Source organism: Bradyrhizobium sp. SSBR45G (assembly GCF_030159255.1).
Classification (GTDB): Bacteria; Pseudomonadota; Alphaproteobacteria; order Rhizobiales; family Xanthobacteraceae; genus Bradyrhizobium.
Genome location: NZ_BSCT01000001.1, coordinates 422,835 through 435,997, shown reverse-complemented (window position 1 = coordinate 435,997; position 13,163 = coordinate 422,835). Strand labels below are relative to the sequence as shown.

Here is a 13,163-nt window from a genome sequence, read left to right as displayed (position 1 = left end):
TCTAGAGCTTCTCGGCCCCGGCGCGGAACATTCCGATCACGAGCTCGCTGGCCCCATCGATCGCGCGCCGCATCGTCGACCCCCTGCCCACTGCCTCTGCGGCATAGACGGGGGCCTCCATGGCGATATTGGGGCCGCGCCAGACCCTGACAACCCCGACCTTCTGACCCGGCTCGATCGGCGCCTTCACGGGTCCACTGTAGACGACACGCGCGATCAGCTTCTCGCCGCCGTTCTTCTGCACCATCACCTTGACCGGCACCGGACTGGACAGCTTGACCGAGCGGCTCTCGCCGCCGAACACCTTGGCATAGCCGAGCGTCTGGTCGGCGGCGAACAAGGTGCGGGTCTCGAAATTGCGGAAGCCCCATTCGAGCATCTTCTTGGCTTCGGTGGCGCGGTCCTCGGGATCCTCCAGACCGTTGACCACGACGATCAGCCGCGTGCCGTTCTGCACGGCCGAGCCGACCATGCCGTAGCCGCCTTCCTTGGTGAAGCCGGTCTTGAGCCCGTCGGCCCCTTCCATCGCATTCAGCAGCGGATTGCGGTTCTGCTGCCGGATCTTGTTCCAGGTGAATTCCTTCTCGCCGAGGATCTTATAGAACTCCGGGAAATCCAGGATGATGTGCCGGGCGAGCATCGCCAACTCGCGCACCGTCATCTTGTTGCCGGGGTCCGGCAGCCCGTTGGAATTGGCGAAAGTCGACTTGGTCAGGCCGAGCTCGCGGGCGCGCTTGGTCATGTAGTCGGCCGCGAAGATCTTCTCGTTGCCCGCCATGCCCTCGGCGAGCGCGATGCAGGCATCGTTGCCGCTCTGGATGAGGGCGCCGCGCAGCAGGTCGCTGACCGAGACCTTGCTGTTCAGCGCGGCGAACATGGTCGAGCCGCCGGACGGCGCCCCGCCCCGCCGCCAGGCGTTCTCGCTGATCCGGTACTCGTCGGTGAGCTTGATCGTGCCGTCCTTGACGGCGTTGAAGACGACCTCGGCGGTCATCAGCTTCATCATGCTCGACGGCGCGCGCAGCTCGTCCGCATTCTTCTCGAACAGCACGCTGCCGCTGCTGGCTTCGACCAGGATCGCGGTCGGCGCATCACCGTCGAAGCCGCCGTCGTCCTTTTTCGCGCCCTGGACGCTCTGATTGGCGGCGTAGAGCATGCCGCTCCACCCGACGGCGATCACGGCCGCCAGGACGACGAGCGCACGCGTCGCCCGTCCGGACATCAAACCGGAGCGAGGGAACGGGAAGGTCATGAAATCCATCGGCTAAGCTCTGGAGCGCGCTTGCAAACTAGCAGCTGCGCGATGCGCAAACAACTCGGCAGTCCTGCGGATCCGGCAACTGTCCCGGGATTTGCGCAGCCTCGCAGGCGGTGCGATACCATTGCGACAGCCACGTAAAAATCAGGCAATCGAGGGCGGATACGGTGTCATCGACGCGGATCGTCAAGGCCAATGGAATTGAGCTGTTCGTGCGCGAGCAGGGCGCGGGGCCGCTCGTGCTGCTGTGCCACGGCTGGCCCGAGCTGTCCTATTCGTGGCGGCACCAGATTCCGGCTCTCGCCGGGGCCGGCTATCGCGTCGCCGCACCGGACATGCGCGGTTTCGGCCGCTCGCAGGCGCCGGCCGACGCCGCCGCCTATACGATCTTCGACATCGTGGGCGACATGGTGGCGCTGGTCGGCGCGCTCGGCGAGCGGCAGGCCATCATCATCGGCCACGACTGGGGCGCGCCGGTGGCGTGGCACGCCGCGCTGTTCCGGCCCGACCTGTTCACGGCCGTCGCCGGCCTGAGCGTCCCGCCTCCGTTCCGCGGTCGGGCCCGGCCGCTCGACACGCTGCGGGCTGGCGGGATCGAGAACTTCTACTGGCAGTATTTTCAGACCGCTGGTGTCGCAGAGACCGAACTCGAGCGCGACGTCGCGCTGACGATGCGCACCGTGCTGGCGCGCGGCTTCTCCGATCCGCAGTCGCTGTTCGTCGCGCCGGGCAACGGCTTCCTCGGCGCCGCGACCCCGGACCTGCCTCTGCCCGCGTGGCTGAGCGAGGCCGACCTCGCGGAGTTCATCGACGCCTATCGCGTGTCCGGTTTTCGCGGTGGCCTGAACTGGTACCGCAACATCGATCGCAACTGGGAGCTCACCGCGCCCTGGCAGGATGCGCAGATCCGTCAGCCGTCACTGTTCATCGCCGGCAGCGAGGACGCGGTCGTGACCGGGATCATCGGCGCCAAGCGCGTTCAGGAGATGGCGCGCGTGCTGCCCGATCTCCGGCGCAAGCTGATCATCGAGGGCGCGGGGCACTGGATCCAGCAGGAATGCGCTGAAGCGGTGAATGAGGCGTTGATCGCGTTCCTGCGCGAGGTGGCGCCTGTTCGCCCGTGAGCCGGAGCGAGCTCAGCGGGCGAGCGTCAGCTCCATTTTGCGATGCGACGCGTTCGCACCGTCAGCGACATCTTGGAAACCCAGCCGGACGTAGAATCGCATCGCGTCCTCATTGGCCGTCGCGACCGCGAGCGACAGCACCGCGGCGCCCTGCTCCCGTGCCGCCGTGGCGACCGCCTGCATGATCTCGCGACCGACACCGGCGTTGCGTGCCCCCAGCAGCAACGCCAGATCGACCACGTGCCATCGCGACGCCGCGCGGTCGAGCAGCAGCCGTCCGACCGGCGCACCATCGCGGAGGATGATCAGCGATTGCGCCGCAGGGCATTGCGCCGCATAGCCCGCGACCTGCGCGCGATATTGCTGCGCCAGCACGAGGTCGCGCATCGCGGGCGGCAGGCCGGCTGTTGCGAGTTGGGCGCCTTTGACGGATTTGAAGAGGTCGCGAAGAAACGGCTCATCGGCGGTCCCGGCGAGCCGCAACCGCAATCGGGCATCCGGCGAGACGATCTCGGTTGCGATCGTCATCAACGCGATCGCGTCCATCGGTTCAGGAATTGTTGAACGACGGGAAGATGCCGGCATAGGCGATGCACCAGATCAGCGCCTGGGTCGGCTGCGTGTTGTCATGCGGAATGCCCTGCCCGGTCAGAGTCATGGCGTTCGGTGCCAGCGTGGTGGTGCTCGGCAGCGGCACGAAACCATTGAAGATGGGATCGATGGCGGCCATGGTCCCGGCCGTTCCCGGACCAGGCGCCGCATTTGCGGCCGTCTTGCTCCCCAACTGCAGACCGTGGGTGTGCGCCGCCATCTCACTGGTGACCAGGCCGACCGTGCTGCTCCCGATCGATTCGCCGAACACCCGCGGCTGGAGACCCGGACCATCACCTTGGCCGTTGGTGATAGAGCCGCTCAGATTGGGCAACTGGAAATTGCTGGTCCCGTTGCCGCCGTAATAGGTGCCGATCAAGGCAAACAATGGTGTGAATCGCTGGATCGGCAGCAACTGGCCAAAGCATGGCAGCCAGGCCTGGTTGAAGCCCTGAGCAGCAAAGCTAAACGGAAAGGCCTGGATTTCGCCGACATACGGGTCCGACACTTGGTCTCTCCTCAAATCCAGTGAAGCGTGAAATCTGCCGACGCGCAGGACGGGGTGCGATCAGCCCGATGACGGGAAGACGCCGTTGAAGCAGATGCAGTAGTTGCCCACGACCGTCGGCATGATGTTGTTGTGCGGGACAGTGTTGCCTGCCAATGCGACGCAGGCCGCCATCGTCTCATACGGCGCGGCATCCGCCGCCGGCGCGTAAAGATTTCCGGCTGACGCCGTGGCCAAGTGAACCATCGTTCCGGGCGTCCCCGTCTCGGCGGCGGCGGTCGACGACATCAGTGCGTGGTTATGCACGGGCATCTCGTTCTCGATCAGAACGTGCTCGTCCTCGCCTGCGATTTGGCCAAGCACGTACAGCGGCAGACCCGGCCCCTGGCCCTGGCCGATTGGCACGCGACCGCGCAGATCGGGCGTATTGAAGGTCTGCACGCCATCGCCGCCATAGATCGTACCGATGAGGGTATAAAGCGGGGTGTATTCCGAGATCGACAGGCTCTGTCCATTGCAGGCCAGCCAGCCATCCGGCACCCGTGGGAACCCGAACAGCCGGATTTCGCCAATAAAGGGGTCTGACATCGCCGAAGTCCCTTTCAAGCATCGATTGCAAATCAGCGTCAGGAACGGGGCGCCTCTCACGAAGCGCAGTTCGGGAAAGCTCAAGCATGGAAGCGGTTTGCGGGGGCTGAACGCTTCGCGGTGGAAGTCTCAGTCGCGAGACGGAAAGATGCCGTTGAGCGCAATCATGTAGTTGATGACGAGATAGGGCTGCATGTTGTTGTGCGCTTGATTGCCGCCTTCATCGACGACATTCGTACCCGGCGCGAGCGGTACTTCTCCGCTCCCTGCGGTCAGGAAGATGGACTTTGGGCCGGCTGGCGGAATCGTGTTTGTGCCAAAAAGATTGTTCGTCGCAGCAGCGCCTCGTCCCGTTCCCTGCGCAGTCGATGCCAGAATCATGTGGTTGTGGCTTGGAAGCTGCTGCGCGTTCAGGGTCACTGAAACCGTGCCGCTGGTCATGCCGGCAGGAAATTCGCCACTGCTGCCGGTGGACCCGAGAATCGCGCGGCCGCGCAGGTCGGGCAGTCCGAACGTCTGGATACCATCACCACCGTAGTAGGTGCCGAGTAATGAAAACAGCGCCTGATTGGTCTGGATTGCCAGGAGGGCGCCGTTGCACAGCGCCCATCCTCTCGGCACCGTCGTGCCGGCAAAAGGCATGATCTGACCCAGGATGGGCTGTGACGGCATGCTCCCCCCTCTTCCATCAGGCGATGGATCGCCTCTTCATTGAAGTGCAGAATTGAAGTGCGGATTCGTTGACGTGCGGAATATCGACGCGTGGCGGGCCAAAAACGGTAGTACATCGCAATCATATGCTCGCCAAGATTGTTAGGGGGCGAACCAGCAACAGTCAAGCCCGCACGCGCAATCATCGAGCGCGACAACTTATGGCCGTATCGCGCATGCGGCGAGGCGGCGGGTCAGCAGCCGCGCAACGTGTGCCGCTGCTGGCGTGCGGCGCGCCCGCTCTATCCAACACTGCCCTGTTGCCGAGTTGCAACTGACGGTCGAAAACTACCTGCCCTGGTAGAAGTTTTGCCGGGAACCCGTCGTCCGCGGCTTGCTCGCAGCGCGAAGTCACGTGCTAATGCACACAATCGGTAGAACTCAATTTATCTGATCAATGATTTTGCTGCGGCATCGAGACTTGGGAGACGATGTCGCGAAGGGGGCGTAGTGAATTTCACGACCAGGACCGGACAAGGTTGTCTTCCGGCGCTGAACGCGGCCGCTTGGCAGGCAACGCGATTGATCTGCGTAGCTGCTGCCGGGATCTGGATGCTGGTCCGTGCAATGGGGGACGCATTCGCCCACGCTTTCGGCTGCTCGCTCGACAGACCGCCGGCACGCGCGTCATCCCATGCGACAGCCTCTGCCTCCCGGCCTGGCAAAGCCAGCGCGCGGCGCTACGCCCTTGTCTCGGCAGTCGCGGGCCTCGTATGCTTTGTTGCAAGTGACGCCTGGGCTGCCAACTGCTCGGCCGTGTCCGCATTGACGGTTTCGACGAGCATTGCGCTGAACTCGCAGATCACATTCAGCGTCAACGGCGCCACCGGTCCCGGCGCGACGCTCGTGCCGAAAACGGGCACGCAATACAATCGAATCGCCAACAGCGGCCTGTACAATGCGTGCGGAACCGACACAAATACTGGTTTCCCGATTACAGGGGCCGGATCCGACACGTCCGCATCGATCGCTGGTTCGAATGGGGGCGTCTACACGATCACGCCGATCGAGACGATTGATCCCAATAACGGCAATGCCTACTACGTAACCTATAATCTGACGATGACGACGGCGCCGCCGACGACCTCCGACACGATCATTCTGAACTATTCGTCGACGACTGATGTTGGCACTGGCACGTTCGGCACCACCGATAGCGGCCTGACCATCTCGCTCACGAACGTCACGCCCAGCCTCTCCGTCACCGCATTGTCACCGAATTCCGGCCCGACCGCGGGCGGCACCTCGGTCGTCATCACCGGCACCGGATTCTCGGGGACCACCGGCGCCGGCGGCGTGAAGTTCGGTTCGAACAATGCGACCAGCTACGTGGTCAACTCCAGCACCCAGATCACGGCGGTCGCGCCGGCCGGGTCGGCGGGCACCGTCAATGTGACGGTCACCAATGGCGCCGCATCCCAGGCGGCGCCGGCGAATCAATACACCTATGTGGCCGCGCCCACGGTATCGTCGATCGCGCCGACATCGGGACCCGGCGCCGGCGGTACATCTGTCGTCATCACCGGCACCAATTTGAGCGGCGCCACGGCGGTCAGCTTCGGCGCCACGCCGGCGACCGGATTTACGGTCAATTCGGCGACTCAGATCACCGCGACCTCGCCGTCCGGGACCGGCACCGTCGATGTGACCGTCACCACTGTGGGCGGAACATCGGCCACGTCTGCCGCCGATCAGTTCACCTACATCCCCGCACCGACCGTGACCTCAATCTCGCCGACCACGGGCCCCGGCGCCGGCGGCACCACGGTGACCATCACCGGCACCAATTTCAGCGGGGCGACCGCGGTCAATTTCGGCGCCACGCCGGCGACCGGCTTCACGGTCAACTCAGCGACCTCGATCACCGCGACGTCGCCAGCGGGAACGGGCACCGTCGACGTCCGCGTCACGACCGCCGGTGGCACCTCGGCCACCTCGGCTTCCGACCAGTTCACCTACATTCCTGCACCGACGGTGACCTCGATCTCGCCGATTTCGGGGCCGTTGGCCGGCGGCACGACGGTCACCGTCACCGGCACCAACTTCACCGGCGCGACCGCGGTCAATTTCGGCGCGACGCCTGCAACCGGCTTCACGGTCAACTCGGCCACCTCGATCACCGCGACGTCGCCGGCCGGCACCGGCACGGTCGATATCAGGGTGACCACGGCCGGCGGCACCTCGGCCACCTCGGCCTCGGATCAATTCACCTATGTCGCCGCGCCGACTGTGACCTCGATCTCGCCAACGGCGGGACCGACGACCGGCGGCACCACCGTGACCGTCACCGGCACCGGCTTCAGCGGCGCCACCGCGGTGAATTTCGGCGCGACGCCGGCTGCCGGCTTTACGGTCAACTCGGCCACCCAGATCACGGCAACCTCGCAGGCCGGGACAGGCACCGTCGACGTGACCGTCACGACCGTCGGCGGAACGTCGGCAACCAGTGCAGCTGATCAATTCACTTACGTGGCCGCACCGACGGTGACCTCGATCTCGCCGACATCGGGACCAGGTGGTGGCGGCACCACGGTGACCATCACCGGCACCAACTTCAGCGGGGCCACCGCGGTCAATTTCGGCGCGACGCCAGCGACCGGCTTCACGGTCAACTCGGCGACCTCGATCACCGCGACGTCGCCGGCGGGAACGGGCACCGTCGACGTCCGCGTCACGACCGCAGGCGGCACCTCGGCGACTTCGGCCGCCGACCAGTTCACCTACATCCCCGCACCGACGGTGACCTCGATCTCGCCGACCTCAGGGCCGGTGGCCGGCGGCACGACGGTGACCATCACCGGCACCAACTTCACCGGTGCGACCGCGGTCAATTTCGGTGCGACGCCTGCGACCGGGTTCACCGTTAATTCGGCGACCTCCATCACGGCGACCTCGCCGGCCGGCACGGGGACGGTCGATGTCAGGGTCACCACGGCCGGCGGCACCTCGGCCACCTCGGCCGCCGACCAATTCACCTATATTGGGACGCCAACGGTGACATCGATCTCGCCGACGGCGGGTCCACAGACCGGCGGCACCACGGTCACGATCACCGGCACCAACCTGAGCGGCGCCACCGCGGTGAACTTCGGTGCGACGCCGGCGACCGGCTTCACGGTCAATTCGGCGACGCAGATCACGGCGACCTCGCCCGCTGGCACCGGCACCGTCGACGTGACGGTGACCACCGTTGGCGGCACCTCCGCCACCTCGGCGGCCGACCAGTTCACTTATGTCGCCGCACCGACGGTGACATCGATCTCCCCGACGTCGGGGCCCGGTGCCGGCGGCACCTCCGTGACCATCACCGGCACCAATCTCTCTGGCGCCACGGCGGTCAATTTCGGCGCGACGCCGGCGACCGGCTTCACGGTCAATTCCGCCACCTCGATCACGGCGACCTCGCCCGCCGGCACCGGCACCGTCGACATCAGGGTCACCACTGCGGGCGGCACCTCGGCGACCTCGGCAGCCGACCAGTTCACCTACATCCCTGCACCGACCGTCACCTCGATCTCGCCGACCTCGGGGCCGGTGGCCGGCGGCACCTCGGTGACCATCACCGGCACGAACTTCACCGGAGCGACCGCGGTGAATTTTGGTGCCACGCCGGCGACCGGCTTCACGGTGAATTCGGCGACCTCGATCACGGCGACCTCGCCCGCCGGCAGCACCGGTACGGTCGATATCCGGGTCACCACTGCCGGCGGCACCTCGGCGACCTCGGCGGCCGACCAGTTCACCTATATCGGCCCGCCGACCGTGACGTCGATTTCGCCGACATCCGGGCCTGTCGCCGGCGGCACCTCAGTGACCATCACCGGCACCGGCTTCACCGGGGCGACTGCAGTGAATTTCGGCGCGACGCCTGCGACCGGGTTCACCGTCAATTCCGCCACCTCGATCACGGCCACTTCACCGGCGGGGACCGGCACGGTCGATGTTCGCGTGACCACGCCGAACGGCACCTCGGCGACGTCAGTTGCCGATCAGTTCACCTACTCGCCGGTCCCGACCGTGACGTCGATCGCACCGACCGCCGGGCCCTTGGCGGGAGGCACGTCGGTGACCATCACCGGCACCGGCTTCACCGGCGCCACGGCGGTCAATTTCGGCGCCACGCCTGCGACCGGCTTCACGGTGAACTCGGCGACCTCGATCACCGCGACATCGCCGGCCGGCGCCGGCACGGTGGACGTCCGCGTCACCACCGCGGGCGGCACGTCGGCAACCTCGGCGGCGGATCAATTCACCTATACCGCAGCTCCGACGGTCAGCTCGATCGCACCAACCTCCGGACCTGGGATCGGCGGCACGTCGGTCACCATCACCGGCTCCGGCTTCACGGGAGCAACCGCGGTGAACTTCGGCGCGACTCCGGCGACCGGCTTCACGGTCAACTCGGCCACCTCGATCACGGCGACCTCGCCGGCCGGCACCGGCACCGTCGACGTCAGGGTCACCACCGCTGGCGGCACCTCGGCGACCTCGGCAGCCGACCAGTTCACCTATTTCGGCGCGCCGACGGTGACATCGATCTCGCCGACGTCAGGCCCTGCGGCGGGTGGCACCACGGTGACCATCACGGGCACCGGATTCGCCGGCACCACCGGCGCGGGAGGCGTGAAGTTCGGCGCCGTCAATGCGGCGAGCTACAACGTCAACTCGGCGACCTCCATCACGGCCATTTCGCCGGCCGGCAGCGGTACGGTCGATGTCACTGTCACCAACAGCGGACAAACTTCAGCTGCCTCGGCCGCTGACCGTTTCGCCTATCTGTCGGCGGCGACGCAGACGGCGCTGACATCGTCGCAGAACCCGAGCCAGGCCGGTCAGGCCGTGACGTTCACGGCAACGGTCACCGGGGCGGGTGGAACGCCGACGGGCACGGTCACCTTCAGCGACAACGGCACGGCGATCGGAACAGCGACGCTGAGTGGCGGCGTTGCGACCTTCACCACATCGGCGCTCGCGGTCGGCAGCCACACGATCACAGCCAACTATGGCGGCAGCCCAAGCTTCGCGGCCAGCACCTCGCCCGGCCTGGCGCAGACGGTGAACGTGCCACTCGACAGCGTCAGGCTCCGCGCCCTTCAGCTCAACGTCACCAAAATGGTGGCGCAGAATTCGGGACAGGCCATCTCCGGGGCGATCGACGATGCCATCGCCGATGGTTTCAACGATGGCGGCCCCTTGCTGACACCCGGCAATGGCCGCATGCGCTTTAACTTCTCGGCTGACCCGCGTGACCAGGACGACGTCGCGGCCCTCCCCGGCGCGGCCGGGTCGGGCAGCAGCGCCTATGGCGCCGATCGCGGTGGCAGCCTCGGGACCGACGGCCGATCCGGCCGAGGCCGGTCGCGGATCGACAATGCCTTCGCGGCGATCGACCAGCAGGCGCCGAAGAAGGCCGCGCCGAGATGGCATGAGGACAAGCAATGGCTGTTGTGGGCCGATGTGCGCAGCACCGGCATCGACCGCTGGGGCACCACGACGATCGCCGGCGTCGCCCAGGCCAGCCAGTCCTCGCTCTACGGCCAGCAGCTCAACGCCCTGATGGGGGTGACGTACAAGGCGGCACCGAACTTCCTGATTGGCGCCCTCGGCGGCTATGAGACCTTCAGCTACACGGAGCAGGACATCAACGGAAAGCTCAAGGGCGACGGCTGGACGGTGGGCGCCTATCTCGGCTGGAAGCTGTCGCCGACGCTGCGCTACGATGCGGCGGTGGCCTATTCCGGCATCGGCTACAACGGCACCGCCGGCACCGCGCAGGGCAATTTCAATGGCCAGCGCTGGATGGTGGCAACCGGGCTGACCGGCCTGTACCAGGCCTATGGCTTCCTGCTCGAGCCCTCGGCCAAGGTCTACGCGCTGTGGGAGCACGAGAACGCCTACACCGACTCGCTCGGGACTCTGCAGGGCACCCATGATTTCGCCAGCGGCCGCGCCTCCGGCGGCCTGAGGGCCGCCTACCCCGTGGCCTGGCTCGACAGCGGATTGGTGCTGACCCCATTCGTCGGCCTGTATGGCGACTATTACTTCAACAAGGAGGATGCCGCCGCGCTCGCCGGCACCGCTCTGGCCTCCACCCCGTTGCTGCAGGGCTGGTCGGCGCGCGCCACCGGCGGTCTCGGCATCAGGACGCCGGGCGGGGCCAGCGTTGGGCTCGGCGCCGAGTTCGGCGGCATTGGCAGCACCACCCATGTCTGGACCTACTCGGCCAGAGCGCGGGTGCCGTTCTCGGCGCAATAGAGCCTGAGTGACCACCGGAATCGAAACCGCCCCGGCATGGGGCGGTTCAATCGGTCGAGCTGTTGTTTCTAAGCCGTAGGTGAAGGCCGTTGTTGGCGATCTCAGTACAGGCCGCGGCCGCCCATGATGTCGCGGGCTTCGTCGGCGCCATCGTTTGCCTCCGCCCTGCCCTGCCCTGCGTAGCGACCGTCCTGGTCGTAGGAGACAGCGCGCGGATTGTCGAGCGTGCGTCCCCGCGTCCGGCCGGAAGCCGACATCTCCGAGGTCGCGCCGATCGAGGCGATGTCGGCCGAGGTGTTGCCGAGCGTATAGGGGCGCCCCTCCGGCAGCGGGATCTCGCCGCGAATCGGCCGGCCCGCGCCGACGTCGGGCACGAATGGCTTGGCCGAGGCGACACGCACCAGCGAGGGCGCCGGCGCCGGGATGCCGGTGCGCAAGGTCGCCATCAGCTGGGTGTCATCAGAGCCTTCGAGCGGAGCGCGGCCGACATATTCGACACGCACCTTGGCGATGCCGTTGCCCTTGAACTCGAGCAGATCGGCCGCCTTGTTGGAGACGTCGATCAGCCGGTCGCCATGATACGGACCGCGGTCATTGATGCGGACGATGAGCGATTTGCCGTTGGCGAGATTGGTGACGCGGGCGTAGCTCGGCAGCGGCAGGGTCGGATGCGCCGCGGTCAGCGAGGTCATGTCGAAGACCTCGCCATTGGCGGTCAGCCGGCCGTGAAAATCATCGCCATACCAGGACGCCATGCCCTCGGCGCGGTAGTTGGCGTCCTCTTCCGGCACGTAGGTCTTGCCGGCGACCGTGTAGGGCTTGCCGATTCGGTAGACGCCGCCGCCCTTGGGCACCGGCTCGCCGAAGCCGACGACGCGCGGGCTCGACGACACGCCATACTTTGGGTCGACCTTGCTGGCGAACTTGTTCGACGAGGCGCAATTCGCCACCATCAGGCAGGCGACAATCGCGATGGCGCTGCGCACCGCTTTCCCGGCCGGATCTGCTTGATCAGTCCCCATCGACCCCAAATACCACTGCGCCGGCTGCCGTCCGAGCCAACATCTAGCCCGCCGGCCCCCGGCTTCCCCGAGTCGCGTCCCCCGCAACTCAATGCACAAGAATAACGCAACCCGAACACGGCGGAAATGGGGTGGACCCCGCCGTGGTTAACCGGAGCTTTCCAGCGGTTGTCGCGGAGTCCGATAGCTGCCCAAGCGTGCAGCTTTCTGCGCCGTGATGTTTCAAGTGCACCTTTTTGGACACATATGTTGCGTGAAATCCTCACCCGAGGGCGTTCTCAATTACCGGGACCTGAATCATTTTGACTGTGCAGGGCTGCACGTCGTTTCCTTCACACGGGGCGCAACAAGGGTGTGTTCGCGATGATCGAAGCAATGACAGCAGTGATGGGCTTGGTTGGCGCCGGGATCTTCCTTGCTCATGCGTTTGAGGGCGTCCGTTCGCGGGCCTGATGCGTGACAAGTCGGACAGCCGGCGTGATGGCCGGCTCTCGTCCGCTCTTCGAGAACGACACTTCAGGATTGACCTGAAGCTGCAATTTGCGAACTTTTACATACTGCCGATCTTCGTCCGAACCTCGTCAGGAGGTCGGACCCGCAGTGCGGCCGAAGCTGGTGGCCCGATGCGACATCAAAACTTGCTTTCGGGCAGTTTCCTCGCCCTGACAGCCGTGAGCACGCTGGTCTTGTGCTCCGGACTGATGATCTTTTTTCCGATAAACCGAAGCCGGGCAGCATTGGCGCCAACGGGCGCCAGATTGACGGCCTGGTCGACCAGCAACGGAATCGCGCGAAGCGCGACGCGGACTCGTCTTGCTTCGGCGAGATTCGGCCAGCGCGTCAAAGCGCCGTTGACGAGCCGCAAGCCGGCACCATAAACAGGGGCTGCGACGAAAGCCCCGCCACGATTTTCGAGGGATTCGCCGCTGTTCCGGATTCGAACCGGATGGAAGGGTGGCCGAGTGGTTTAAGGCACCGGTCTTGAAAACCGGCGTGCCCGCAAGGGCACCGTGGGTTCGAATCCCACCCCTTCCGCCACGACGTTCCGCCAAGACGGCCTCACCAGGACCACGTCAGAGCGCAATTCTATATCCGGCCGCGGGCCC

9 protein-coding genes and 1 tRNA gene are annotated in these 13,163 nt (G+C 65.9%); 3 read left to right on the top strand and 7 right to left on the bottom strand.

Going from position 1 to position 13,163, the window contains the following annotated elements; translation table 11 throughout:
* Window position 1: 1 nt before the first annotated feature.
* Window positions 2-1,222, bottom strand: coding sequence for a D-alanyl-D-alanine carboxypeptidase family protein (locus QQL87_RS02040; protein WP_284416437.1), 1,221 nt, complete (start codon window positions 1,220-1,222; stop codon window positions 2-4).
* A 203-nt stretch (window positions 1,223-1,425) separates the two neighbouring features.
* On the opposite strand from QQL87_RS02040, the gene QQL87_RS02035 reads away from it, so the two are divergent.
* A complete protein-coding gene (locus tag QQL87_RS02035) occupies window positions 1,426-2,382 on the top strand; it encodes an alpha/beta fold hydrolase (RefSeq protein ID WP_284416049.1) in 957 nt (318 codons plus the stop codon).
* Window positions 2,383-2,394: 12 nt separating this feature from the next.
* Here QQL87_RS02035 and QQL87_RS02030 read toward each other — a convergent pair whose 3' ends face one another.
* From QQL87_RS02030 to QQL87_RS02015, 4 genes are all read right to left on the bottom strand, one after another.
* Window positions 2,395-2,910 carry a GNAT family N-acetyltransferase gene (locus QQL87_RS02030; RefSeq protein ID WP_284416050.1) on the bottom strand — a complete coding sequence of 172 codons (516 nt, stop codon included), beginning with the start codon at window positions 2,908-2,910 and terminating at the stop codon, window positions 2,395-2,397.
* A 22-nt stretch (window positions 2,911-2,932) separates the two neighbouring features.
* On the bottom strand, window positions 2,933-3,481 hold the full coding sequence (locus QQL87_RS02025) for a phage tail protein (RefSeq protein WP_284416051.1): 549 nt from the start codon (window positions 3,479-3,481) through the stop codon (window positions 2,933-2,935).
* Window positions 3,482-3,541: 60 nt separating this feature from the next.
* Window positions 3,542-4,069, bottom strand: coding sequence for a phage tail protein (locus QQL87_RS02020; RefSeq protein ID WP_284416052.1), 528 nt, complete (start codon window positions 4,067-4,069; stop codon window positions 3,542-3,544).
* Between the two features lie 129 nt (window positions 4,070-4,198).
* Entirely contained in the window at window positions 4,199-4,741 is a 543-nt protein-coding gene (locus QQL87_RS02015; RefSeq protein ID WP_284416053.1) for a phage tail protein, read from the bottom strand.
* An 804-nt stretch (window positions 4,742-5,545) separates the two neighbouring features.
* Between QQL87_RS02015 and QQL87_RS02010 the strand changes: the two genes are divergently transcribed.
* Window positions 5,546-11,035 carry an IPT/TIG domain-containing protein gene (locus QQL87_RS02010; RefSeq protein ID WP_284424099.1) on the top strand — a complete coding sequence of 1,830 codons (5,490 nt, stop codon included), beginning with the start codon at window positions 5,546-5,548 and terminating at the stop codon, window positions 11,033-11,035.
* A 101-nt stretch (window positions 11,036-11,136) separates the two neighbouring features.
* Here the strand turns inward: QQL87_RS02010 and QQL87_RS02005 are convergent, their stop codons facing one another.
* The gene (locus tag QQL87_RS02005) at window positions 11,137-12,057 is read right to left on the bottom strand and encodes a septal ring lytic transglycosylase RlpA family protein (protein WP_284416055.1); all 921 of its coding nucleotides are present in this window, start codon (window positions 12,055-12,057) and stop codon (window positions 11,137-11,139) included.
* Between the two features lie 631 nt (window positions 12,058-12,688).
* Entirely contained in the window at window positions 12,689-12,922 is a 234-nt protein-coding gene (locus QQL87_RS02000; RefSeq protein WP_284416056.1) for a hypothetical protein, read from the bottom strand.
* A gap of 83 nt (window positions 12,923-13,005) precedes the next feature.
* Between QQL87_RS02000 and QQL87_RS01995 the strand changes: the two genes are divergently transcribed.
* Window positions 13,006-13,095 (top strand) — tRNA-Ser (locus QQL87_RS01995).
* Window positions 13,096-13,163 lie beyond the last annotated feature (68 nt).